At 65.1% G+C, this 24,167-nt stretch carries 22 protein-coding genes and 1 riboswitch; of the genes, 15 read left to right on the top strand and 7 right to left on the bottom strand.

Annotated elements, in window-relative coordinates; translation table 11 throughout:
• Positions 1 to 161 precede the first annotated feature (161 nt).
• The 13 genes from cobT to BLR71_RS08130 all read left to right on the top strand — a co-directional run bounded on the left by cobT (position 162) and on the right by BLR71_RS08130 (position 12,994).
• Positions 162 to 1,211 (top strand): nicotinate-nucleotide--dimethylbenzimidazole phosphoribosyltransferase, encoded by a 1,050-nt coding sequence (gene cobT, locus BLR71_RS08190; protein WP_092524932.1) that lies wholly within the window; start codon positions 162 to 164, stop codon positions 1,209 to 1,211.
• A 50-nt stretch (positions 1,212 to 1,261) separates the two neighbouring features.
• Complete coding sequence (cbiB, locus tag BLR71_RS08185) at positions 1,262 to 2,257, top strand: adenosylcobinamide-phosphate synthase CbiB (protein ID WP_245696377.1); 996 nt, start codon at positions 1,262 to 1,264, stop codon at positions 2,255 to 2,257.
• Positions 2,254 to 3,351: a threonine-phosphate decarboxylase CobD gene (gene cobD, locus BLR71_RS08180; protein ID WP_092524930.1), complete on the top strand. Its 1,098-nt coding sequence runs from the start codon at positions 2,254 to 2,256 to the stop codon at positions 3,349 to 3,351. Before cbiB ends, cobD begins: the two co-directional genes overlap by 4 nt.
• Complete coding sequence (locus BLR71_RS08175) at positions 3,348 to 3,938, top strand: bifunctional adenosylcobinamide kinase/adenosylcobinamide-phosphate guanylyltransferase (protein ID WP_092524928.1); 591 nt, start codon at positions 3,348 to 3,350, stop codon at positions 3,936 to 3,938. Before cobD ends, BLR71_RS08175 begins: the two co-directional genes overlap by 4 nt.
• On the top strand, positions 3,935 to 4,693 hold the full coding sequence (gene cobS / locus BLR71_RS08170) for an adenosylcobinamide-GDP ribazoletransferase (protein WP_092524926.1): 759 nt from the start codon (positions 3,935 to 3,937) through the stop codon (positions 4,691 to 4,693). Before BLR71_RS08175 ends, cobS begins: the two co-directional genes overlap by 4 nt.
• A gap of 31 nt (positions 4,694 to 4,724) precedes the next feature.
• Entirely contained in the window at positions 4,725 to 5,375 is a 651-nt protein-coding gene (locus BLR71_RS08165) for a histidine phosphatase family protein (RefSeq protein WP_092524923.1), read from the top strand.
• On the top strand, positions 5,327 to 5,782 hold the full coding sequence (locus tag BLR71_RS08160) for a bifunctional adenosylcobinamide kinase/adenosylcobinamide-phosphate guanylyltransferase (RefSeq protein ID WP_092524921.1): 456 nt from the start codon (positions 5,327 to 5,329) through the stop codon (positions 5,780 to 5,782). The genes BLR71_RS08165 and BLR71_RS08160 overlap by 49 nt, the downstream gene beginning before the upstream one ends.
• Before the next feature lie 34 nt (positions 5,783 to 5,816).
• Positions 5,817 to 6,088, top strand: a riboswitch (cobalamin riboswitch).
• A 129-nt stretch (positions 6,089 to 6,217) separates the two neighbouring features.
• Positions 6,218 to 8,068, top strand: coding sequence for a TonB-dependent receptor domain-containing protein (locus BLR71_RS08155; protein WP_422730763.1), 1,851 nt, complete (start codon positions 6,218 to 6,220; stop codon positions 8,066 to 8,068).
• The gene (locus tag BLR71_RS08150; protein ID WP_245696376.1) at positions 8,068 to 8,979 is read left to right on the top strand and encodes a cobalamin-binding protein; all 912 of its coding nucleotides are present in this window, start codon (positions 8,068 to 8,070) and stop codon (positions 8,977 to 8,979) included. Before BLR71_RS08155 ends, BLR71_RS08150 begins: the two co-directional genes overlap by 1 nt.
• Complete coding sequence (locus tag BLR71_RS08145; RefSeq protein WP_479691880.1) at positions 8,966 to 9,964, top strand: FecCD family ABC transporter permease; 999 nt, start codon at positions 8,966 to 8,968, stop codon at positions 9,962 to 9,964. Before BLR71_RS08150 ends, BLR71_RS08145 begins: the two co-directional genes overlap by 14 nt.
• Positions 9,964 to 10,773 carry an ABC transporter ATP-binding protein gene (locus BLR71_RS08140; protein ID WP_092524919.1) on the top strand — a complete coding sequence of 270 codons (810 nt, stop codon included), beginning with the start codon at positions 9,964 to 9,966 and terminating at the stop codon, positions 10,771 to 10,773. The genes BLR71_RS08145 and BLR71_RS08140 overlap by 1 nt, the downstream gene beginning before the upstream one ends.
• Before the next feature lie 84 nt (positions 10,774 to 10,857).
• A complete protein-coding gene (cobO, locus tag BLR71_RS08135) occupies positions 10,858 to 11,469 on the top strand; it encodes a cob(I)yrinic acid a,c-diamide adenosyltransferase (RefSeq protein WP_092524917.1) in 612 nt (203 codons plus the stop codon).
• Positions 11,470 to 11,488: 19 nt separating this feature from the next.
• The gene (locus tag BLR71_RS08130) at positions 11,489 to 12,994 is read left to right on the top strand and encodes a cobyric acid synthase (RefSeq protein ID WP_092524916.1); all 1,506 of its coding nucleotides are present in this window, start codon (positions 11,489 to 11,491) and stop codon (positions 12,992 to 12,994) included.
• Positions 12,995 to 13,026: 32 nt separating this feature from the next.
• Here BLR71_RS08130 and BLR71_RS08125 read toward each other — a convergent pair whose 3' ends face one another.
• From BLR71_RS08125 to BLR71_RS08115, 3 genes are all read right to left on the bottom strand, one after another.
• Positions 13,027 to 13,695 (bottom strand): OmpA/MotB family protein, encoded by a 669-nt coding sequence (locus BLR71_RS08125; protein WP_092524914.1) that lies wholly within the window; start codon positions 13,693 to 13,695, stop codon positions 13,027 to 13,029.
• Positions 13,688 to 14,536 carry a motility protein A gene (locus BLR71_RS08120; protein ID WP_092524912.1) on the bottom strand — a complete coding sequence of 283 codons (849 nt, stop codon included), beginning with the start codon at positions 14,534 to 14,536 and terminating at the stop codon, positions 13,688 to 13,690. The genes BLR71_RS08125 and BLR71_RS08120 overlap by 8 nt, the downstream gene beginning before the upstream one ends.
• A gap of 144 nt (positions 14,537 to 14,680) precedes the next feature.
• Positions 14,681 to 15,478 carry a glycerophosphoryl diester phosphodiesterase gene (locus tag BLR71_RS08115; protein ID WP_245696375.1) on the bottom strand — a complete coding sequence of 266 codons (798 nt, stop codon included), beginning with the start codon at positions 15,476 to 15,478 and terminating at the stop codon, positions 14,681 to 14,683.
• Positions 15,479 to 15,673: 195 nt separating this feature from the next.
• Here BLR71_RS08115 and BLR71_RS08110 point away from each other — a divergent pair, with 195 nt between their 5' ends.
• Both BLR71_RS08110 and BLR71_RS08105 read left to right on the top strand, forming a co-directional pair.
• Positions 15,674 to 16,246: a hypothetical protein gene (locus tag BLR71_RS08110; RefSeq protein ID WP_092524910.1), complete on the top strand. Its 573-nt coding sequence runs from the start codon at positions 15,674 to 15,676 to the stop codon at positions 16,244 to 16,246.
• Positions 16,247 to 16,517: 271 nt separating this feature from the next.
• On the top strand, positions 16,518 to 17,495 hold the full coding sequence (locus tag BLR71_RS08105; protein WP_092524908.1) for an NADPH:quinone reductase: 978 nt from the start codon (positions 16,518 to 16,520) through the stop codon (positions 17,493 to 17,495).
• Positions 17,496 to 17,604: 109 nt separating this feature from the next.
• Here the strand turns inward: BLR71_RS08105 and BLR71_RS08100 are convergent, their stop codons facing one another.
• From BLR71_RS08100 to BLR71_RS08085, 4 genes are all read right to left on the bottom strand, one after another.
• Positions 17,605 to 19,107 carry a CoA-acylating methylmalonate-semialdehyde dehydrogenase gene (locus tag BLR71_RS08100; RefSeq protein WP_092524906.1) on the bottom strand — a complete coding sequence of 501 codons (1,503 nt, stop codon included), beginning with the start codon at positions 19,105 to 19,107 and terminating at the stop codon, positions 17,605 to 17,607.
• A gap of 158 nt (positions 19,108 to 19,265) precedes the next feature.
• Positions 19,266 to 20,165 (bottom strand): myo-inosose-2 dehydratase, encoded by a 900-nt coding sequence (gene iolE, locus BLR71_RS08095; RefSeq protein WP_092524904.1) that lies wholly within the window; start codon positions 20,163 to 20,165, stop codon positions 19,266 to 19,268.
• Between the two features lie 124 nt (positions 20,166 to 20,289).
• Positions 20,290 to 22,140 (bottom strand): 3D-(3,5/4)-trihydroxycyclohexane-1,2-dione acylhydrolase (decyclizing), encoded by a 1,851-nt coding sequence (iolD, locus tag BLR71_RS08090; protein WP_092524902.1) that lies wholly within the window; start codon positions 22,138 to 22,140, stop codon positions 20,290 to 20,292.
• Positions 22,137 to 24,089, bottom strand: a complete 1,953-nt coding sequence (locus BLR71_RS08085; protein ID WP_092524900.1) for a bifunctional 5-dehydro-2-deoxygluconokinase/5-dehydro-2-deoxyphosphogluconate aldolase — start codon at positions 24,087 to 24,089, stop codon at positions 22,137 to 22,139. Before BLR71_RS08085 ends, iolD begins: the two co-directional genes overlap by 4 nt.
• Between the last annotated feature and the right edge of the window lie 78 nt (positions 24,090 to 24,167).

The following is a 24,167-nucleotide window of genomic DNA, read 5'->3' as shown; positions in this document are numbered from 1 at the left end:
CAAGAGAGGCGGGTGAGACACGGGCCGGGGGATGACTGATCCTCTTGACCTTAATCAGCTTAGCACCTCGGTGAAGTCCCGCGAGCAGGCTGAGCGGACGGGCTGCGCCGGCAGGCCTCTGTTAAGATGCCTGGCTTGAAAAGCATCTCCGGAGACGCCCCGTGAATGATTCATCGCCACTGATCCCCGAGCTCGACACGGCCTGTGCCACGCGGGTTGGCCGCTATCTCGATACCCTCACCAAGCCTCCCGGCAGCCTGGGGCGTCTCGAGTCTCTGGCGGTGACGCTGGCCGCTGTGACCGGCGAGGATTTTCCCCGCGTCAGCCCGCCCGGGGTGGTGGTCTTCGCTGCCGATCATGGCGTGGCAGAGGAGGGCGTTTCGGCCTTTCCCCAGGCGGTGACCGCCCAGATGGTCGCGAATTTCGCTGCCGGCGGGGCGGCGATCAATGTCTTTGCGCGACGCATTGACGCTCGGCTGGAAGTGGTCGATGTCGGTGTGGCAAGCGACTTGCCCGCTCCGGGAGTCGTGCATGACAAGGTACGTCCGGGAACGCGAAATCTGGCGCGCGAGGACGCCATGACTCAGCAGGAGGCCCAGGCGGCCATTGCGGTCGGCCGGCGTGCCGCCGAGCGCGCCATAAAGGCCGGCTGTCGCTGCCTGATCGTCGGCGAAATGGGGATCGCCAATACCTCCGCCAGCACGGCCATGCTGGCGGCACTGATCGATGTGCCGGTGGCCGAGCTGGTAGGGCCGGGCACGGGGGTGACCGGCGATGCCCTGGCCCAGAAGCTGGCCGTCATCGAGGCCGCCCTGATCGCTCGGGAGGCCGATCCCGACGACCCGATGGATGTGCTCGCGCGCCTCGGGGGCCTCGAGATCGCTGCCATGGTGGGGGCCTATCTCGGCGCCGCTGCCAAGCGCCTGCCGATTCTCGTCGATGGCTTTATTGCCACTGTCGCTGCGCTGACCGCCTGTCGCATCGACCCGTCACTGCGGCCTTATCTGATCTTCGGACATCGCTCCCAGGAGCCTGGCCATGACCGCGTCCTGGCGGCGCTGGACGCCGACCCTCTGCTGGATTTTTCCCTGCGGCTGGGAGAGGGCAGCGGCGCCGCCCTGGCGTTCCCGCTGCTCGAGGCGGCCGCCGCCATGCTCGCGGAGATGGCGACCTTTGCCGCTGCCGGGGTCGACAACCATGAGGCCCACTGAGCCGATGCCCGCCGAACTCTGCTCATGCAATGCCAGGTGCACTCGGTTCCATGCTGGCTGAATCAATGATCGTGGCGCCCCTGTCTATCGAGCTGCTGGCGCTGGTGGGTGCCGCCCTGTTGCTCGACTCGTTGCTGGGTGATCCGCATTGGCTCCCTCACCCGGTCGTCGGCATCGGCCGGATCATCGCGCGGCTTGAGCGAGCCTGGAACCACGGTTCGCCGGCCGATCGCCGGCGGCGCGGCCAGTGGCTGGTGGCGCTGGTGGTGGGTGCCACATGGGCGCTCGCCTGGGGCGTGCTTGCCGTTATCGCCTGGGTCAGCCCCTGGCTGTCTGTGGCCGTGGAGCTGGTGTTGCTGGCCACTACGCTTGCAGCTCGGGGGCTTGCCGAGGCCGCACGAGCGGTAGCCGTACCGCTGGCACAGGGCGATATGCAGGCCGCCCGACAAGCGCTTTCCATGATCGTGGGCCGGGACACGGCCGGCCTTGACGAGAGTGAGCTTGCCCGGGGCGCGGTGGAAACCGTGGCCGAAAACACCGTAGATGGCATCACCGCACCGCTGTTCTGGGCGCTGCTGGGCGGTGCACCGCTGGCGCTGGCCTACAAGGCCACTAATACCCTGGATTCGATGGTCGGCTATCGCAGCCCGCGCTTCGAAGATTTCGGTCGCGCTTCTGCACGCCTCGACGATGCGGCGAACTGGCTGCCGGCCAGACTCACCGCCCTGACGCTGTGGCTGGCTGCCTTGAGCATTCCCGGCAGCCGTTGGCGCGGCGCCCTCGCAAGCACTCGCCGCGAGGCGCCTCGGCACCCTAGCCCCAATGCGGGCTGGCCGGAGGCCATGGTGGCCAACCTGATGGGGGTGCAGCTAGGCGGTCTCAATCACTACGCCGGGCGCCCCTCTCAGCGCGCTACCTTGGGTACGTCCCACGAGGCCTTGAGCGTCGCCCACATCGAGCGGGCTATCCGCTACATGCACGGGGGCTGGCTGGTCTTCCTGCTATTGGCGACACCCCTGGTGCTGATGCGGGAGTGGCTGTTATGACGCCGGGGAGCACGAATTGGCCCGATCACGGCGGGCGCCGGGCGGCCTTGCTGGCGCGTTTCGGCCTGCCGGCGGATCATCCGCTGATCGATTTCAGCGCCAACCTCAACCCCTTGGGCCCGCCCGCCTGGTTGAACGACTGGCTGAGCGGGGCCACCGAGCGGTTGGCGGTCTACCCGAACCCAGATGACGAGACGCCTGCTCGGGCCATCGCCAAACGCGACGGCGTGCTGCCCGAGCAGGTACTGGCGACCAACGGCGGTGCCGAAGCCATTTATCTGGCCGCGGCTCTGCACGCCGGTGGCCGGGCGCTAGTGGTCGAACCGACCTTCAGCGAGTACCGACTTGCCTGTGCCCATTATGGTCTTTCGGTCGAGTCGCTTAGGCTGCAAGGTGAAACGTTCGAGCTCGACATCGACGCGGCCGAGCGGGCCATGGCGGGTACGACCCACTCTGCCGCGCTGCTCTTCTTGTGTCGCCCCAATAATCCCACCGGCACGCTGGTGGCGACTCAGGCCGTTGAACGCCTGCTGGCGCGAGGCCTCAAAACGGGCACCACTGTGGTGGTCGACGAGGCCTTCATTGACTTCAGTAATCAGCAAGCCCTCACGCCGTTGCTGGCGTCGGCTCCCAATCTGGTGCTGCTGCGCTCGCTGACCAAACTCTATGACCTGCCGGGCCTGCGAATCGGCTACATGCTCGGCTCGCTTTCGATGGTTAAACGTGCCCGTGGCCTGCAGATGCCATGGAGCGTCAATGCCCTGGCGCTGGGGCTAGTCGCGCCGCTATTGGCTGACGCCGACTACCTTTCCCGCACGCAAGCCTGGCTCGGCGATGTGCGACCTGGCGTGGTCGATGCGGTGCGGGCGCTGGGTTATGGGGTGCCGGCAACACAGGCCAACTTCATGCTGTTGGACGCCGGAGGTGCCGCCGAGGCAGAAGCGCTGTTCGCCTTCTTGCTGCGCCGTGGCCTGTTGGCTCGGCATACCCATAACTTTCCCGGCCTGGATGGGCGCTGGTTACGCCTGGCGCTACGCGACAGCGCAGACAACGCCCTTTTACTCGAAGCGTTGGCCGCCGGGAGGCAAGCATGATCGCCTTCGTCTCCGGTGGTGCCCGCAGCGGCAAGAGTGCAGTGGCCGAGGCGCTGGCTCGGGTCTGGCGCTCGCCTGAACCTAGTGGGCTGGTGTATCTGGCCACGGCCCGGGTCAGCGATGAGGAGATGGCCACCAGGATCGCTCGGCATCGTCGTGACCGCGGCGAGGACTGGTTGACCCTGGAGGCGCCGCGGGCGATAGCCGCTGCGCTGGATCATGTGCCGGCCGGCAGCAGCGTGCTGCTCGACTGCCTGACGCTCTGGGCCAGTCAGGTGATGTTCGAGGCCGGTCTTGACGAAGAAGCCGGGCGACGGATGCTTCGTCAGCTGATCGATACGGCGCGCCGTCGCGAGATAACGCTGGTGGTGGTCTCCAACGACCTCAACGAGGACCTGCCGCCGCGAGATGAGATGGTCTGGCGCTACCTGGCTTTCCTGCAGCGCTTGCACCGCGACCTGGCCCATCAGGCTGACCGGGTGGTCGAGGTGGTGGCCGGTTGCTCGATCGACTGGAAGGGCGCGGCCTGCGAAAAGAACTCCGCCGACGGCAAGCCATCCGATGATGGCAAGGGAGACGCTTCATGAAGGACGCGATCTTCGGCGTACTGCTGGCGATCCAGTTTCTGACCCGGCTGCCGGTACCCGTGGCCTGCCCCTGGAACGCTGGCACCAGGCGCTGGGCGGCACGGGCCTATCCGCTGGTGGGAGCGCTAATTGGCGCTCTGGTGGGCGGGATCGGCGTGCTGCTGCAGCCGCTGCTGCCCACTCCCATGCTGGCCCTCATGCTGCTGAGTCTCTGGGTGGCGCTCTCAGGTGGCCTGCATTTGGACGGCCTGATGGACCTGGCAGATGCCCTGGGCAGCAATGCGCCGCTGGAGCGGCGCTGGGCGATCATGAAGGATTCCCAGGTGGGCAGCTTCGCCATATTGGCGCTGGTCTTTCATCTGGCCTGGAAGGCCGTGTTGCTATGGGCGCTCCTCGAGGCGGGTGCCAGCCCTTGGTGGCTGGTGCCCGTTGCCGCCCTGGGGCGGCTGGGTGGCGTCGGCCTGCTGGTGTGGGTGCCGGCGGCCCGGCCCGAGGGCCTGGCGCATGCCTGGCAGCAGAGTCTCGGTTTTAAGGACCTCGTCCTGGCGGCGCTGCTGCCGCTGGCCGCGCTGGTCATCATGCCCAGCATGGCTTGGCTACTGATCGGCCTTGCGGCCTTTATCATCATCTACGGCCTGGCGATGCGCCGGGCCTTCGGCGGCATCAATGGCGATATCGTCGGTGCCGCCATTGAGGGAGGAGAATTATGGTTGTTGATGATCGCCTGGAGCTGGTGGTCGTTCGCCATGGTCTGACGAGTTGGGTTTGTAAAGAGGAAGAGCGTCGATGAGCGACTTTCACCTGGACGGTACCCGCTGCCTCGACGTGGTGGTCGTCCGCCATGGTCTGACGAGTTGGAACCAGCAGCGTCGCTATCAGGGCCACCGCGATATTCCGCTGCTGCTACCCGACGCTGAGCCAGACCTGGAGCGGCTGCGTGAGCACCTGGCAGATACCGATTTCGATGCCGTCTACTGCAGTGATCTGACTCGCTGTCGTCAGACGCTCGAGGCGGTGCGCAAGGGCCATCCTGATACGCCACGCTACGATGCCCGGCTGCGCGAGTTGAACTTCGGCGACTATGAAGGGCAGACCTGGGACGCGCTCAAGGACGACCCCGACTACCGAGCCTGGGTCGACAGCCAGGGCCGGTTGGCCACACCCGGTGGGGAATCGGCGGATGATCTCTGGGCGCGGCTATCGGCCTGGCTCGATGAGGTGCTCGCCGAGGCACGCCAGCGCCAGCAGCGTCGCGTGCTGGCGGTAAGCCATGGTGGCACCATCCGCGAACTGCGTCGACGCCTCGAGGCGGCCGATTTCTGGGACGGCGTGGTCGGCCAGGCCCAGGGGCGCTGTTTCACCTTTACGTTCCAGGAGGATGGCTGGTCATGCAGCTCTTCATCGGTGGTGCCTGCGCCGGCAAAGGCGACATCGTAACCGCGCGCTTCCCTGATGCCTGTTGGCTGAAGGCGGGAACGCTGGGAGTGGTGGGAAAGGGCGATGCGCTGGCCGGCTGGTGTGAGCGGCTCGCGTCAGCGCCGGTGGTCGTGATCACCGGGTGGGCCGATTGGCTTGCGCGAGCTCTTGCCGATGAAGGCGATGACGACCGGTTGCGCCAGCGTTTGGTCGATATCCTTCAGGTCATGCTCGAGGCCGAGAAAGAAACGGGCGGGGAGGTCGTGTTGATCCTGCCGGAGATGGGGCGCGGCATCGTGCCATTGGCGAGCGAGGAACGCCGTTGGCGCGATCTTGCCGGCTGGTTCAATCAGGATGCGGCCTGCCGTGCCGATGCTGTCTGGTACGTGCGCCACGGGCTGGCCCAATGCCTGAAGCGGCCCTGCTGAGGGATTCGCGTTGACTCGCCTACCCCCGGTTGCTAGCTTACCTCCACTCTCAGGTGACCCAGGCCCGCGCAGATGGGCCGGGTTTAAACGGGAAGTCGGTGATGCCAAACGGCCATTCCGACACTGCCCCCGCAACGGTGATCGAATCAAGGTCCGCCACTACCTCTAACGAATGGTATGCCACTGTGCCCCTGCGGCATGGGAAGGCGGCGGTCCGGAAGGTGCCTATCTAGCTCGCAGTGCATTTTTGCTGTGCTAGGCCCTTCGTTCGTCAGTCCGGATACCGGCCGGTGAGCGCATGCCAGGACGCGGAGGGCGATCCTTGGGCAGGGCTCGTGCTTTTTTCCTCGCTGGCAGACCTGTCTTTCCCTTCGTTTCCCGGCCCTTCAAGGGTTCTTGCCGCACGGGTGCGTGTGGCTCAGGGATTACAGCATAATGATGACACTATTCCCCCGCCGTCAGGGCCTGGTCGCCCTGTGTATTGGCGTCGCGCCTTTTGCCAGCGCCGCTTCCGACACGGCGTCCTCTGAGGCCGTTTCCGACACTGCCGCTAGCCAGCAGGTGCTCAACCCCATGGTGGTGACCGCGACTCTCGCGCCGCGCACCGCCGACCAAAGCCTGGCCTCGGTCACGGTGATCGATGAAGCCGATCTGCGCCGCCAGGACCCCAAGGACATCACCGATATCTTGCGCGCCCAGCCCGGCGTGGATGTCTCCTCCAGCGGCGGCTTTGGCAAGAACACGAGCGTCTATCTGCGCGGCACCGGCAGCGAGTCCACGCCGCTGCTGATCGATGGCATCCGGCTGCGTTCAGCCACCGCCGGTAGCCCCTCTTGGCAGTTCCTCGATCCGCGCATGTTCGAGCGGGTCGAGGTCGTGCGCGGCCCGCGCGGCAGCCTCTATGGCGCCGATGCCGTGGGCGGTGTGGTCCAGTTGTTTACGCCGGAAGGCGAGGGCGAGCCCACGCCAAGCATCAGTTTGGGGGGAGGAAGCTTCGATACCCGCCGCGCCACCGCCTCGCTGTCCGGGGCCGAGAGCGGTACGCGTTATTATGTGTCCACTAGCCGCTTGGAGAGCGACGGCTACGAGATCGTCGACGGCGAGGGCGACAAGGGCTATGACAACACCACCGGTCTGGTACGCCTCTCGCACACCTTCGCCGGTGGTGCCGAGCTGGGTGTGCTGGGGCTGCGGGGGCGCGGCAATACCGAGTTCGATGCCTACGGCTCGCCCGGCGAGACCGATTACGTGCAGCAGGTGGCCGGCATTTACGCTGAGCTGCCCATCACCGAGGCCTGGTCCAGCCGCCTGACCCTCAGCGAAGCGCGGGACGAACAGGAAACGCCTGTGTATAGCAGCGTCTTCGACACTCAAACGCGCACCGCTCGCTTAGAGAATACCCTGGCCTTGGGGCGTCATGAGCTGGTCGCCGGCGCCGAATATTCCCGCGATGAGGTCGACTCCAGCACTGCCTTCGACGAGGACAGCCGCGACAACACGGCGGTGTTCACTCAGGCGCTGATGGATTTCTCACCGCTGACCGTACAGGCCTCGCTGCGCCACGATGACAACCAGGCCTATGGCGAAGAGACTACCGGCAGCCTGGGGCTGGGCTATGCGCTAGACGAGATCCATACCCTGCGCGCCAGTTACGGTACCGCCTTCCGCGCGCCGACCTTTAATGACCTCTATTACCCAGACGATGGCTTCTACGAAGGCAACCCGGATCTCGATGCGGAGACCTCGGAGACCTATGAGCTGGGCATTCGGGGCCAGTTTGGGCTGGGTTTCTGGGATCTGGCGGTCTATCAGAGCGATATCGATGACATGATCACCACGGTCGATACCGACGGCGATGGCAGCGTCGATACCTCGGATAACGTCTCCCGGGCCCGAATTCGCGGCGTGGAGCTTGCCACCGGCGCGGATGTCAACGACTGGACCCTGCGTGCGGCTCTGACCTATACCGATCCCGAGAACCGCGCGACCGGCAAGCGCCTCGCGCGCCGCGCTTCGCGCAGCCTGCGGTTCGACGCTGACCGCGCGCTTGGCGACTGGACACTGGGTGGCTCGGTGATCGCCCAGAACCATCGCTATGACGATGCGGACAACGAGGAGCGACTCGGCGGCTTCGCTACTCTCGCCCTGCGCGCCGGTTGGCACTTCGCGCCGCGCTGGTCGACTCGCCTGACGCTGGAAAATCTGCTCGACAAGCACTACCAGACCGTCGAGGGCTATAACAGTCCTGGCCGCGCGGCCTTCCTCAGCGTGCGGTTCGGCGAGTGATGCATAAGCGCGCGCGCTCGGTCTCGATGGCGGTCCTGCCCCTAACCTTGATCATAGGGCTCGGGGCTGGTCTGCCCGGCATTGCCCGGGCGGAGGTCTGCGTGGGCGATGACGCCGGGCATGAACTCTGCCTGGAGGCGCCGGCTAAGCGTATCGTTGCGCTGTCACCCGGCGTCACCGAACTGCTCTTCGCTGCGGGGGCTGGCGAGCGGGTGGTGGGGGCGGTCAGCTTCAGCGACTACCCGGTCGCGGCCCAGGCGCTGCCCCGGGTCGGTAGCTACGACCGTCTCGATCTCGAAGCCCTGCTGGCCCTGGAGCCTGACCTGGTGGTGGCATGGCAGGGTGGCAACCCCCGTGAGCAGGTCGAGCGGCTATCGCGACTCGGCCTGCCGGTCTACTTCTCTGACGTGGAAGACTTTGCCGGCGTCGCCGGGACTCTCGAGCGCTTTGGCACCCTGGCCGGCACGCCTGAGGTCGGCGCAACTACGGCGGCCTCACTGCGCGAAGAGGTGGCGACGCTGCGGGAGCGGTATGCCAACGCCGCCCCGGTGCCGGTTTTCTATCAGGTCTGGGAGCAGCCGCTGATGACCATCAATGGTGAGCACTGGATCAGCCGTTCGCTCGAGTTGTGTGGTGGGGTCAACCTCTTTGCCGATGAGTCGACCCTGGCGCCGAGGATCGGCGTCGAATCGGTGCTGGCCCGCGACCCGGAAGCGATTATCACCGGCGGCATGGGCAAGCCCGACTCCACCTGGCTCGAGGCCTGGCGCGATTTTCCCCAACTGACGGCGGTACAGCGCGACAACCTCTTCTTCGTCGACCCGGATCTGGTGCAGCGTGCCACGCCGCGTCTCGTCGAAGGGACCCGGCAGCTCTGTCAGCGTTTGGAGGTTGCGCGTGGCCGACGCTAGCGTTCATAGGGTAAGCCGTAAGCGGCGCCTGAGGCCGTTGGCCTGGCTGGCACTCGCCGCGCTGCTGGCGCTAGCGATCGCCCTGGCATTGGGCAGTGTCGGTATTGCCCCGGATGAACTGGCGGCGGTGCTTCTGGGCGGTGGCGATGCCCTTCACCAGACGCTGGTGTTGGAGCTAAGGCTGCCCCGGGCGTTGGCCGCCTTCGGCACCGGTGCCTTGCTGGCCCTGGCCGGTGCCTTGATGCAGATACTGCTGCGCAATCCACTGGCAGACCCCTATGTGCTGGGGCTGTCCGGCGGCGCCTCGGTGGCGGCGCTGCTGGCGATGCTGGCTGGGGCTAGCATGGCGCTGGTTTCCGGTGCGGCCTTTGTCGGTGCCCTGGTATCGATCCTGATCGTCTTCGGCCTGGCCCATGGTACCGGCAGTTGGACGCCGACTCGCCTGCTGCTCACCGGGGTGGTGATGGCCGCGGGCTGGGGCGCCCTGATCAGTTTTCTGCTGGCGGTCAGCCCCGTGGATCAGTTGCCCGGCATGCTCTACTGGCTGATGGGCGATCTGGCCTATGCTGGTAGCCCCTGGCCGGTGTTGAGCGTCGCGGTGATCAGCCTTCTAGTGGTAACGCCCCTAGGGAGAACCCTCAACGTGCTGGCTCGCGGCGGCCTTCAAGCGGCGGCCCTGGGCGTGGCGGTTCGCCCCTTGGAGTGGACCCTTTACCTGCTGGCCAGCCTGCTGACGGCGGTGGCAGTCACCACGGCCGGCAGCGTGGGCTTCGTTGGCCTGATGGTGCCCCATATGCTGCGCTTGAGGCTCGGCAACGATCAGCGGCTGATTCTGCCGGCAAGCCTGCTGGCCGGGGGCACGCTCTTGACCCTGGCCGACACCCTGGCGCGGACCCTGATAGCGCCTCAGCAGTTGCCGGTGGGCGTGATCACCGCGCTGCTTGGGGTGCCGAGCTTCCTCTACCTGCTGTCACGGAGCCGTTGATGGCTATCTCGAAACCGTCGCCGGCCATCCCCGAGCCGCTGATAGAGACCCTCGAAGCCCGTGAGCTGGTCATCGACATTCCTGGCCGCCCGGCAGGCAGGCCGCTGTACCTGCGGATTGCGCCCGGCGAGCGTTGGGGCGTGCTCGGGCCCAACGGTGCCGGCAAGACGACGCTGTTGCATACCCTGGCCGGGCTGCGGGCACCCCGCTCAGGGGAGGTGCGCCTGGGCGGCAAGCCCTTGTCACGCCTCACGCGCCGGGCCCTGGCACGCCGGCTGGGCATCGTCTTTCAGACCCACCACGACGACTTTCCGGCCACCGTTCGCGAGACCGCGCTGATTGGCCGCCATCCCTTTATCGTCCCCTGGCAGCAGGAGGGGCCAGAAGATCTGGCCCGGGCCGAGGCAGCGCTGGAGCGTCTCGACCTTTCGCACCTGGCTGACCGCGAGCTCTCGACCCTGTCCGGCGGCGAGCGTCAGCGGGTCAGTCTCGCGACCCTGCTGACTCAGGCGCCCCAGCTGTGGCTGGCCGATGAGCCCACCAACCATCTCGACCTGCACCACCAGGTGGCGGTCATGGAGCTGTTGGCCGAGCAGGCCGCACGGGGCTGCGGCGTGGTGATGTGTCTGCACGATCTGAACCTGGCCGCCCGCTGGTGTAGCCACCTGCTGCTGCTCTATCCCGGCGGCGAAGTCTGCTGGGGTGAGGCGGACAGCATGCTGGTGCCGTCAGCCCTTGAAGGCCTCTACGGCCAGGCGTTGACCACCGCCATGGTGGATGGCGCGCCGGTCTTCGTCCCCAAGCGCTGATATGACGAGTCTTCCTCGGTGCCGAGCCGTTCTGAACATCCAGTCCGTTTTGATAAGCCCAGCCGTTTTGAAAAGGAGATACCGATGAGTCGAGCCTCCATCGACCCCGAGCGTCATGCGCAGCGCATGGCCGCCAAGCAGCGCATCATGAACGAGCGGATCAAAGCCGCCGACAAGGAGCAGGGCGTGTTGCTGGTGCTCACCGGCCCCGGCAAGGGCAAGAGCAGTTCAGGCTTCGGCATGGTCGCCCGTGCGCTTGGCCACGGCATGAAGGTTGGCGTGGTGCAATTCATCAAGGGGGCATTCAGCACCGGCGAGGAGGCATTCTTCCGTGACCTGCCCGGCGTGGATTATCACGTCATGGGGGACGGCTATACCTGGGATACCCAGAATCGCGAGCGCGACATTCTCGCCGCTGAAGCCGCCTGGGAGCAGGCTCGGCGCATGCTTGCCGACGAACGCTACGCCCTGGTGCTGCTGGATGAGCTCAATATCGCCCTGCGCCACGGCTACCTGGACCTGGATACCGTGCTCGACGACTTGCAGGCGCGCCCAGGCATGCAGCACGTCGTGGTCACCGGCCGCCATGCACCGGAGCCGCTGGTCGAGCTGGCCGATACCGTGACCGAGATGAAAGTGATCAAGCACGCCTTCAAGGACCAGGGCATCAAGGCCCAGAAAGGCGTGGAGCTGTAACGCCTATAAGGACAAGGCCATGACGACTCTGATGATCCAGGGCACGACGTCGGATGCCGGCAAGAGCACGGTCGTGGCGGGGCTGTGCCGCGCTCTGTCTCGTCGTGGTATCTCGGTGGCGCCCTTCAAGCCTCAGAACATGGCGCTGAACAGCGCCGTGACGCCAGAGGGCGGTGAGATCGGCCGTTCTACGGCCCTGCAGGCACGAGCCGCCGGCATTGCCCCTCACTGCGATATGAACCCGGTGCTGCTCAAGCCCGAGACCGATCATGGCGCTCAGGTGATTCTCGATGGTCGAGTCTATGGCCACATGGGCGCGCTCGATTATCATGCCTTCAAACGCCAGGCCCGCGAGACGGTACTGGCGGCCTGGGAGCGGCTGTCGAGTCGCTTCGAGGTGATTATCGCCGAGGGGGCGGGCAGCCCCGCCGAGGTCAACCTGCGCGAAGGCGATATCGCCAACATGGGCTTCGCCGAGGCCATCGACTGCCCGGTGCTGCTGGTCGGCGACATCGACCGGGGCGGCGTCTTCGCCCAACTGGTGGGAACCCTGTCGCTTCTCTCCGAGACAGAACGGGCCCGTACCCAAGGCTTCATCATCAATCGCTTTCGCGGCGATATTGCCCTGCTGGAATCCGGCCTCGACTGGCTGACAACCTATGCCGGCAAGCCGGTGCTCGGCGTTCTGCGCCACCTCGAGGGCCTGCTACTCGATGCAGAAGATGGCGTCGGGCTCGCCGGCCAGGAAACGGACCGGCCCGAGCTGCATATCGTGGTGCCGATGTTGCCTCGCATCAGCAATCACACCGACCTCGATCCTCTGCGTCTGCATCCGCGGGTGTCCTTGAGCCTGGTCAGCGAGGGCCAGCCGATTCCGCCGGCCGATGTGATCCTGCTACCCGGCAGCAAGGCAACGGTCAGCGATCTTGCCTGGCTGCGCGCACAGGGCTGGGAGGCGGCGATCCAGCGCCAACTGCGCTATGGCGGCAAGGTGCTCGGTATCTGCGGCGGCTTTCAGATGCTGGGGGAGACCATCGACGACCCCGATGGCTTGGAAGGCGCGCCAGGGGTGACGCCGGGGCTGGGGCTGCTGCCCATGCGCACCCGCATGGTGGCGGGCAAGCAACTGCGCAATGTGCGCGGCACACTTGTCGGTTCTCGCGTCGGCCCTTGTGTCGGTACTGTCTTGGCCAACCAGGCCGGTGAGGGCGTGGCGGTGAGCGGTTACGAAATCCATAACGGCATTAGCGAGGGGCCGGCGCTGGAAAGGCCCTTGATGCAGCTCGAGGGTCGCCCGGACGGGGCGGTCAGTGAGGATGGCCAGCTCCTGGGCACCTACCTGCACGGGCTGTTCGAGGAGGCGAGCGCTTGCACCGAGCTGCTGGCCCGGCTGGGCCTAGGGGATGCAGAAGCGGCGGCGGTGGACTACGCGGCCCACCGCGAGCGCGAGCTCGACCGACTCGCCGATGCGCTGGAAGAACAGCTCGATATGGCGCAGGTGCTCGAGCTGGTTGGCCGGCACTGATGCCAGAACCGATCCCGGCTGATGCCTGGGCATCAGTCGTTGTGCAGCACCAGTTCCACGCGGCGGTTGCTGGCCCGGCCCTGGGCGTCGTCGTTGGAAGACAGCGGCTTGGTGTCGGCATAGCCGATGGCACGCAGGCGCGTGGCATCGATGCCCTGCTGGGTTAAAAAGCGCAGCACCGCGCTTGCTCGCGCACTGGATAGCTCCCAGTTGGAAGGATAGCGCGAGGTGGTAATGGGGCGATTGTCGGAGTGCCCCTCGACGGAGATACGCCCCGGAAAGGCGCTCAGCTTGTCGGTCAGTTGGGCAAGGGTGGCCTCGCCGCTGGGCGTGAGCGAGGCGCTGGCGCTGTCGAACAGCAGGTGATCGGCGATACGCAGCATCGTGCCCTGGGCGTGGCGGGCCACCACCACGCCGTCTACTGCTAGGTCGTCGAAGGCGGCGTTCACGCCATCGCCTTGGCGCGGCAGTATCCCCGCCTGACGTTCGCCTACCTTGGCCAGGGGACTAAAGCTGGGGGTGGCCGTTGCCTGGGATGACGTGGCATCGCCTGCTTCACCACCGCTCATCGAGATCAGCAGCACGAAGAGAGTGATCAGCAGGGTCAGCACGTCCAGGTAGCTGGTCAGCCAGTTCTCGCCGTCGCTGTCCTTGTTGGCTTGGCCGGCGCCTGGCAGCAGGGCGTCATCTGAATCAGCCATCCTGTCGGGCCTCCTGACCTCCGGAGCCCCTGGTGTCTGGGCTAATGCTCTCGACGTCGATTCCCGGCGGCACATCGCGGATCTCGTCGCGATAGTTGGCCATGAAGGAGTTGAGGGTCTCTTCGATGAAAGAGGGCAACCGGCGCCGGCAGATCAGCGAGATGCCTTCGAGCACCATGTTCATGGCGATCAGCCGTTCTTCGGTGCGGCGTTCGAGTTTCACGGCGATGGGTTTGAAGACCAGGTTGGCCAGCAGAATGCCGTAGAAGGTGGTCAGCAGGGCAATCGCCATACGGGGGCCGATCACACCGATATCGCCTGCCTCCATGACCTCGAGCATATTCACTAGACCGACCAGGGTGCCGATCATGCCAAAGGCCGGGGCATAGGTGGCCATGGTGCGAAATATCTGGGCCTCGGCGTATTCTCTTGCCTTGAGGCGGGCGATGCGCCAGCGCAGCAGCTCGAGAATATCCTCTTCCTTGGTGTTGGCGATCACCAACTGCACGCCGGTGCGCAGGAAGGGGTTACTGGCCTTTTCCAGAGACTGCTCAACCGCGCGCACATCGCCCTTGAACCACAGCCGCGAGATGGCCACGAGCTCTTGGATATCGCCACTTGTGTAGGTGTTCTCGCGGCGAAAGACCAGGCCCACCAGGCGCACCACGCGCACGACTTCCCTGAGGGGATAGCTGATGAAGGTGGCGGCTAGGGTGCCGGTGACGACGATGGCGAGCCCAGGTACGTTGATGAAGCTCTGAGGCGATTCGGCGGTAAACAGCAATACGGTGCCTAGCAGGCCAATGCTTGCCAGTATGCCGATCAGCGTCGACGGGTTCATGCACATCTCCGGTCCGTGGGAAGTCATGAAACGTCATCGGCACCTGGGTGACGTTCTTGACCAGAGTGTCGCGCCGGCTTGATCCAGATCAATTCTTGCCAGGAATTGTGCCCCATCTAGCCAGATTTCACCTAGATGGATTCGCTAGACGGCATCGGGCAGCCGGCCGCAAAAGCGTCGCGGGTCGTCGCTGATGGCCGCATCGACCCCCCATTGCCAGAGCGGTGCGAAGGCCTCTGGGTCGTTGGCGGTGTAGCAGATCAACCGATAGCCGGCGGCCTTGATCGCCCGGGCGCGAGCTTCGGTCAGCCGCGTCCAGTCTCCGTGCACGCTGAATGCCTCGAGACTGCGCGCCTCCGCTTCCCAGCCCTTGGCTATCTTGTCGTAGAGCCGGCCGAGCCTGAGCCGCGTGGGGTCTGGCTCGAGTCCCCGGGCGGCCTCGAGGGCCGGGCCAGAAAAGGAGGAGACGATCAGCCGTGTGGTGGGCAGCTTTGCCATGGCCCTGGGCACTGCCGCCTCGGCAAGCGCCGCCGGGTCGCGGCCACGGGCGAGTTTGAGTTCCAGATTGAGCCCCATGCTCAGGGTGTCGATCAGCGCGAGCATCTCGTCTAGGGTCGCCATGCGCTCCCCGGTGAAGGCCGCGTCGAACCAGGCGCCCACGTCCAGCCGCCGGGCCTCGGCAAGGCTGAGTTTCGCCAGCCGGCCGCGGCCATTCGAGCAACGCTTGAGGGTGGCGTCGTGCCAGATGACCGGCGTGCCGTCGGCGAGCAGTTGGACGTCCAGCTCCACCCAGGTGATGCCGGCCTCATGGGCGGCTCGCACCGCGGCAAGGGTGTTTTCCGGTGCGCTAGCCGAAAGGCCGCGATGAGCGATCAGCCGCGGCAGCGCTGCCATGGGGGAGGGCGACAACGCCTCTGGCGCAGCGTTGGAAGAGGCCGACATGTGGTGGCTCCTGAGCGGGAGGGGACGGTTTTCAGACTAAACGATATGGGGCGGGCAGTGCAGTGCCGATGAATCGCTTGGTCCAGCATTCAGCTGTGGAACTAGGGAACGGGGCCAGCGGCGCCTGACTGTGCTAGGCTGCGGCTTTTTTACATCAAGGCCCGCGCTGGCGGGTGCTGCGATAGGGGTAAGTCGATGAGAGTCGTGCACGTCAATAACGTTCAGCAACGCGAGTCCTGCCTCGCCCGGTTGTGTGCCGAGGTCTACGGCCACCAGGCCGGTCTGGCGCCACTGGCGACCTTTGCTGGCACCTTAGGCGTGCTGGTCAAGCAGGAGGCCGCCCGCGTGTTTGCGCTGGTCGACAATCAGTCGCGCCCGGTTGCCCTGGCGCTGCTGGTGCTGGATGAGGCGGGCCAGGGCATGGAGGTGTCGTTGCTCAGCGCCCTCGAGGAGAGCAGCGTGGCAAACCCCGTCCAGCGCCTGGTGCAGGAATTGGCCCTCAGGGCGCCGCTGAAGGTGGTGGCCACCGATTCCAAGCAGGAGACCATGTTCCGCGACGCCGGTATCAAGCGCTGGTTTGATGGCGAGCAGGGGCGGCGCATCGGGCTCGGTGCCCAGCATCCGGCCGAGGGGCTTGATGACGTAACGCGCACCCTCGCCTTCGATGAGGGCTCGGTGGTGGCCTCTTTCAAGCAAGATAAAGAGGTCTTCGAGAGCTACAAGTCACGTTTTGTGCGCGGGCTTGAATCCTTTCCGACCACGCTGTAAGCCAGTTGAGCCCTAAACGATGGCGTTGCAAAGCCACTACGCTGTCAGTCGTCCCGGCGATAAGCTTCCTCAGTTAGGCCCCTTGTCAGGATAATTGGGCATGGCTCTCGTTATGCCTTCTAGTCATAACAAGCAAGATAGCAACCGCTGTTGTCCCGGCGGTTGTTGCTAATGGCGAGCTTGACCCCTTGCGTTGCGGGCGCTTGGATAGATGTAGTTTCTTTACCCTGTTCACGCATGTTTCAACACAAGAACACAAGGAAGATATTTCATGGCCAAGCGCATTCAGCTCGCCAGCACTGGCGGCCCAGAGGTTCTCGAGTTCATCGATTTCACCCCCGCAGAGCCCGGGGCAGGAGAAGTGCGGGTTCGCAACCAGGCGGTGGGGCTCAACTTCATCGACATCTATGTGCGTACCGGCCTCTATCCGGTGCCGTCTCTACCCTCGGGCCTGGGTACCGAGGGCGCTGGCGTAGTCGATGCCGTCGGCGAGGGGGTGACGCATCTCAAGGTCGGTGATCGGGTCGCCTATGCGCAAGGGCCTCTGGGGGCCTATGGCGAGCTTCATACGCTGCCTGCCGAGAAGGTCGTCTGCCTGCCTGATGGCGTAGACGTAGAGACTGCCGCCGCTTCGATGCTCAAGGGCCTCACGGTGCAGTACCTGCTGCGCCAGACCTATCCGCTTCAGGGTGGCGAGACCATTCTCTTCCATGCTGCCGCCGGCGGTGTCGGTTCGATCGCCTGTCAGTGGGCTAAGTCGCTCGGCGTGAAGCTGATTGGTACCGTCAGCTCACCCGAGAAGGCGGCGCTTGCCGAGAAGAATGGCGCCTGGGCGACCATCGACTACACCAAGGAGAACGTCGTCGAACGCGTGCGCGAGCTCACTGGTGGCGCGATGGTCGATGTGGTCTATGACTCGGTCGGCAAGGACACCTGGGAGATGTCGCTGGATTGCCTCAAGAAGCGTGGCCTGATGGTCAGTTTCGGCAACGCCTCGGGGCCGGTGGAGGGCGTCAATATCGGCATCCTCAACCAGAAAGGCTCGCTCTTCGTCACTCGTCCGAGTCTCAATGGCTATGCCGATACCCGCGAGCGGCTTGAGGCCATGAGCGAGGAACTCTTCGCGATGCTCGAGAGCGGCAAGATCAGCATCGATATCGGCCAACGCTTTGCGCTGGCCGACGCGGCCAAGGCCCAGGAGGCCCTGGCCGCCCGCCAGACCACCGGCTCGACGATCCTGGTGCCCTGACCCGCTGAAGGGGGAATAAAACGGCCGACATGACGACGCCCGCCATAAAAAATGGTGGGCGTCGTCGTTTAGGCAATCCTCATGGTGTCTGCACGTAGCGAAACATTGCCTAGAGAGTGGGCATGGTGAAGTGGTTGGTTTCTTCGCGGATACCGCTGGGCCAGCGCTGGGTGATGGTCTTCATGCGGGTATTGAAGCGCACGCCATCAGGCCCGTGCATGTGCAGGGGGCCGAACAGCGAGCGCTTCCAGCCGCCGAAGCTATGGAAGGCCATGGGTACCGGGATCGGTACGTTGACGCCGACCATGCCGACTTGGATTTGCTCGCAGAACTGGCGAGCGGCATCGCCGTCGCGGGTGAAGATGGCGGTACCGTTGCCGAACTCGTGGTCATTGATCATGGCAACGGCGCTGTCGAAGCTGGCAGCGCGGGTGATGGCCAGCACTGGGCCGAAGATCTCTTCTGTGTGGATGCGCATGCCTGGTGTGACATGATCGAACAGCGAGCCGCCGACGAAGTAGCCATTGCCGGCGCCTTCGATGGTGGTTTCTCGGCCATCCACCACCAGCTCCGCGCCTTCCTCGACGCCGGTGGCGATATAGCCCTTGACCTTCTCCAGGTGCTCTTTGGTGACTAGCGGCCCCATGTCGTTGTCGGGGCCGTCGACTAGACCCGGACCAACACGCAACGTCTCAAGACGGGCGATGAGCTTTTCCCGCAGGCGCTCGGCAGTTTCTTCACCCACTGGCACCGCCACCGAGATTGCCATGCAGCGCTCGCCGGCGCTGCCGTAGGCCGCCCCCATCAGTGCGTCGACCGCTTGGTCCAGGTCGGCATCGGGCATGATGACCATATGGTTCTTGGCCCCGCCCAGTGCCTGAACCCGCTTGCCGTGGGCCGAGGCCGTGGCATAGATGTACTCGGCGATGGGGGTGGAACCGACGAAGCTAACCGCCTGAACCCGTTCGTCGGTGAGCAGCACGTCCACCGACTCCTTGTCGCCGTTGACTACATTGAAAATGCCGTCGGGCAGCCCGGCCTCTTTGAGCAGCTCGGCCAAGCGCATGGGCGTGGAAGGGTCCTTCTCGGACGGCTTCATGATGAAGGTATTGCCGCAGGCCAGGGCGATGGGAAACATCCACATCGGCACCATGGCCGGGAAGTTGAACGGCGAGATGCCGGCACAGACGCCCAGCGGCTGCATCATCGAGTAGCTATCCACGCCGGTGCCGACGTTCATGGAGTGCTCGCCCTTCTGCAGGTGCGGGATGCCGCAGGCAAATTCGACGACCTCCAGACCCCGTGTTACCTCGCCCTTGGCATCGGAGAATACCTTGCCGTGCTCGCGGGAGATCATGGCCGCCAGCTCGTCGGTATGGGCCTCGACCAGGGTCTTGAACTTGAAGAGGATGCGCGAGCGCTTGAGAGGCGAGATCTTGGACCAACTGGCGAAGGCGTCATTGGCGATGCGCACCGCATCGCGGGTTTCGTCGGCGGTAGCCAGTGCGACCTGGGCGCTTTGCTCGCCAGTGGCCGGGTTGAAGACCGGAGCGTAGCGCTCGCTGCGGCCCTCGACAATGCTGCCGTTGAGGAAGTGGTGAATCTGGTGCATGTCGGATACCTATTTCGTCAAATACTGAGGGGTCGTCAAAGATTGATGGTCGTTAAAGACCCATGGCGCCGAATATCTGCGTCATCGAACATTCGTATCGAATGGCGATGACGCCTGCCATGAGTTGCTCAGAGCCAGGCGATGGCATCGCGGGCGGCCTACTTGTCGATCGTGAAGCCGGCCTGCTCGGCCAGAGCGTGCAGGTTGCGATAGCCCAGGCGCGCATAGGCCAGAGGGTCGGCCACCTTAGGATCCTGCTCGGCCTCTACCACCAGCCAGCCCTCATAGCCGCTCTCGCGAAGCGCCATTAGGGTGGGCGCGAAGTCGATATTGCCGTCTCCCGGGACAGTGAAGAGGCCATCGAGCACCCCATCAAGGAAGCTCTTGTCGCGGTTGCGCAGTTCGTTCAGGACAGGGAAACGCATGTCCTTGCAGTGCACGTGCTTGATGCGCGAGGCATAGCGCTGAGCGATGGTGAGCGGATCACCGCCGGCACCAACCAGATGCCCAAAGTCGAGCAGCAGGCCCACAGAGTCGCGCGTGGCGTCCATCATGTGTTCGATATCGGCCTGGCTTTCCACTACCGTGCCGAGGTGGTGGTGGTAGGCCATGTGCACGCCCTGCTCCCTGAGGTAGTCGCCGACCACGTTGAGGCCGTCGGTGAGCCGGGCCCATTCGTCCTCGCCAAGGGTCGGGCGCTGGGACACGGGGCGGGACTGATCGCCATGGATACAGTGGCTGACCTCGCAGAATACCATGACCTTGGCGCCGCACTGCTTGAGCAGGTTGAGGTGATCCTTGACCGCCTCGATTTCCTCCTCCGGGCTGCGCTCCAACAGGCGGCTGGAGTACCAGCCGGAGACCAGCGACAGGTCATGGTCGCCCAGCACTTTCGAGAGTGCATCAGGGGTGCGGGGAAACTTCTGGCCAAGCTCGAAGCCTGAGAATCCCGCTTCACGCCCTTCGGTCAGGCAGGTTTCAAGCGGTGTGTCGCCGCCGAGGCTCGGTAGGTCGTCGTTGGTCCAGGTCAGCGGATTGATGCCGAGGCGAATGGTCATGGCGTGCTCCTTGAGGGTGATGCGGCCGCCGGCATGGCGTCAGGCGACCGCTCATTGTGCGTGTGAGTCAGTGCTCGTTAGTTAGTGATTGCTGGTTAGTCCGCGATCGCTCACTGGAGGTGGTTCAGCGATGCTGACGGGTCTTGGCCTCGACGTAGCCGCGATAGGCCGTGTTAACCTCCTCGCGCTCGGAGACTTCCGGTACCGCGACGTCCCACCAGGCGCCCCCTTCGGCGGTGCTCGGCAGCGGGTCGGTGTCCATGGCGATCACGTAGGTCGACGAGGCCTGGCGGGCGCGGACGAGTGCGGCTTCCAGGGCTGCTATACCGCTGACCGATTCGGCCTGGCAGCCCAGAGCGCGGGCGTGGGCGGCGAAGTCGGTCTTGGGCGCTCCCTCCGGTACCGTCCGGCAGTCTTTTAGTAGGTTGTTGAAACCGGCACCGCCGGTAGCGTGTTGCAGCCGGTTGATACAGCCGAAACCGCGGTTGTCGAGCACCACCACGATCAGCTTGTGGCCGAGCATCACCGAGGTGGCGAGCTCTGAGTTGTGCATCAGATAGCTGCCGTCGCCGACCATCACGAAGACCTCCCGCTCCGGTTTTGCCATCTTCACGCCCATGCCACCGGCGATCTCATAGCCCATGCAGGAGAAGCCATATTCGACGTGATAGCTGCTGGGGCCTGCTGCCTGCCAAAGCTTGTGAAGCTCGCCGGGCAAACCGCCTGCTGCGCAGACCACGGTGCCGTCGTCGCCGGCTTGACGATTCACGGCTCCGATGACTTGGGCGTCGGTGGGTAGGGCAAGGCCGGCGTCGGCGGTGGTGTGGTTTACCACTACCTTCCATTCCCGCTTTAGGCCGCCGGCCTGCTCGCGCCACTTATCTTCGCTACGCCAGTCGCCGAGCGCCGAGGAAAGTTGTTCGAGGCCCACTTTGGCATCGCAGCTCAAGGGCAGGGCGTGGTGCTTGGCACTGTCGAAGCGGCCGACGTTCAAGGCCACTAAGCGCAGGTCGTCGCGCTCGAACAGCGCCCGGGAGCCGGTGGTGAAGTCCTGCAGGCGGGTGCCCACGGCCAGTATTACGTCGGCCTGCTCGGAGAGGCAGTTGGCGGCCGCGCTGCCGGTGACACCGATGGCGCCGACGCTTTGCGGATGGGCGTCGGGCAGTGCACCCTTGCCGGCCTGGGTCTCGGCCACGGGAATGCCGTGAGCTCGGGCGAAGTCATCCAGCGCCTGACAGGCACCGGCGTAATGTACGCCGCCACCGGCGATGATCAGTGGCTGCTTGGCGTTGCGTAGTGCCTCGAGAGCTGTCTCGAACTCCCGGAGTTCGGGTGCTGGGCGACGAATGCGATGCAGGCGTCGCTCGAAGAAGCGCTCCGGGAAGTCATAGCTGAAGGTCTGCACATCCTGGGGCAGCGACAGGGTGGCCGGCCCGCAGTGCTCGGGGTCGAGCAGGGTGGCGATGGCTTGGGGCAGGCTGGTCAGCAACTGCTCCGGGCGCATGATGCGGTCGAAGTAGCGCGACACCGGGCGGAAGCAGTCGTTGACGGTGATCGTCGGGTCATTGAAATGCTCGAGTTGCTGCAGCACCGGGTCAGGCTCTCGGGTGGCGAAGGTGTCGCCGGGCAGCAGCAGTACCGGCAGGCGGTTGGTATGGGCCAGCGCCGCGGCGGTGACCATGTTGGCGGCGCCGGGGCCTATGGAGCTGGTGACCGCCATCATCCGTCGCCGCCCGTTGGCCCTGGCGTAGGCGATGGCGGCATGTGCCATGGTTTGCTCGTTGTGGGCGCGATAGGTCGGCAGGCGGTCCTTGGCTTGATAGAGCGCCTCGCCGAGACCGGCCACGTTACCGTGACCGAAGATCGCGAATGTGCCGGCAAACAGCGGTACTTCCTCGCGGCCGTCGAGTTCGATGTACTGGGCGGCCAGGTACTTGACCAGTGCCTGGGCCATGGTGAGTCGAGTGGTGCTCATGACAGGGCGTCCTCTGCGATGGGATGGGCGCTGCGCAGTTGCTGCCAGGCCTGGATCAGTTCGGCGTAGTTGCTGGCCACCCGATCGATCAGCTGGCCGTCATCGATGGTGCCGGCCAGCCAATCGCGACTGGGGGCGGAAAACAGCGTGCGGCCGACGGTGAAGCCCTTGCACTGGGGGTGACGGGCGGCCGCGGTGAAGCCACGCTTCATGTCATCCATGGGAGCGTCGAGCCCCAGTAGCACGACGCCGCGACATTGCGGGTCCTGGGCCTCGATGGCTTGGCTGACCGCTGCCCAGGCGGTATCCGACAGGGTCGGGAGCTTCCACCAGTCGGGGCGTATGCCGAGGTGATAGAAGCGCTGAATGGCCCGGGCCAGGGTCTGGTCGTCGATGTCGGCCTGGTTAGGTGGGATCACCTCGACCAGAAGCTCCAGACCATTGGCGCAGGCTGCCTGATAGAGTTGGCGCAGGCGGGCTTCCTGATCGAGGCGTAGTTCGACCGGATCGTCCGGGTGGTAGAAGACCAAACACTTGATGATATGCTCCCGGGGCCAGTGCTTGAGGCGGCTTCCTAGGTCATCGCCGTGCTGGAAGCGAAGCGGTCGGGAGCTCGGCAATTCCACTGGGCGGCCGATCCACCAGCCCTTACCGGTGGCATCGTTCAGGGCGTCCTGACCGAAGACGTCATCGACCAGGATCGCTGGTGTGGGGAGACCGGTACGGCTGGCCCCTTCCTCGGCGGCTTTTACCAGCAGTTGCTTCAGAGCCGGGATGCGGGCGGGGTCGGCACGGACCTCGCGAGCCATATCGGTTAGCTGGCGGCGGTGGTCGAAGGCCAGGCCGCAAACCATGGGCCATTCCTTGGGTACTCGGGTCGTGGCGCGATGCAAATGGTTGAGGCCGGCATCCTGGTCGGGTCGCTTGACCGTGTCTCGGCGGGCCACATAGTCAAATAACTCGGCCTCGGTGGGCATGGCTGGGGCACAGCCGTGGCGCGAGACTACCAGTGCGCCGCAAGCATTGGCGTAGATGGCGCTGGTTTGCCAGTCTTCGCCCCGCAGCCAGCCGCGCAGCAGCCCGCTCATGAAGGCGTCGCCTGCGCCGAGCACGTTGAGCACCTCAACCTTGACGCCTTCGACGAGGATGCCCTCCTCGAGGCGCTGTGGGACCTCGCCTTCGATCACCACACAGCCCAGGGCGCCGAGCTTGCATACCAGCGTCGCTTTACTGACCTCGCGCACCGCGCGCAGTGCGGCGAGGGTATAGGTGCTGCCGCCGGCGATATGAAATTCTTCCTCGGTGCCGACGATCAGGTCGAAGTCGGCAAGCCAGGGCTTGAGGTTCTCCGTCACGGCCTCGTCAGCGATAAAGCGGGTCTCGCCGTCACCGGGTGAGGTTAGCCCCCACAGTACCGGGCGGTAGTCGATATCCAGGACTCGTTTGACGCCATGCTCGGCGGCGGCATCCAGTGCCTTGCGGCAGGCGCGTGCAGTGGTGTCGGTGGACAAGTGGGTGCCGGTGATGGCCAGCGCCTTGGCTCGGGCAATGAAGGCCGGATCGATGGCCGCATGATCGATGGCCATGTCGGCGCAGTCACGGCGATAGAATAGCAGCGGAAAACTGTCGCGATCCTTGAGGGCCAGCAGCACCAGGCCAGTATGGCGCTCGGGGTCGGTCTGTAGTGCGCTCACGTCGACGCCGGCACGGGCGAGCTCCTCGCGCACGAAATTGCCCATCTGCTCGTTACCGACCCGGGAGAGCATGGCGGATTTCAGGCCGAGGCGTGCGGTACCGTAGGCCATATTGCCGGAGCTGCCACCCAGATACTTGGAGAAGCTGGCCACGTCTTCCAGGCGGCTGCCGACCTGTTCCGAGTACAGGTCCACCGCGACGCGGCCGAGGCAAATCAGGTCCAGCGATGGTGTATGTGTCGTTGTTGTTTGCATATCGTTTCTCCGCGTCGCCGATGACGTCTTGCCGATGCGTGGGGAAGGCCATGGGCCTCGCTAGGCGCTACGGCGCAT

The organism is Onishia taeanensis, assembly GCF_900100755.1.
GTDB classification, from domain to species: Bacteria; Pseudomonadota; Gammaproteobacteria; order Pseudomonadales; family Halomonadaceae; genus Onishia; species Onishia taeanensis.
This window is presented reverse-complemented; position numbering and strand designations above follow the sequence as displayed.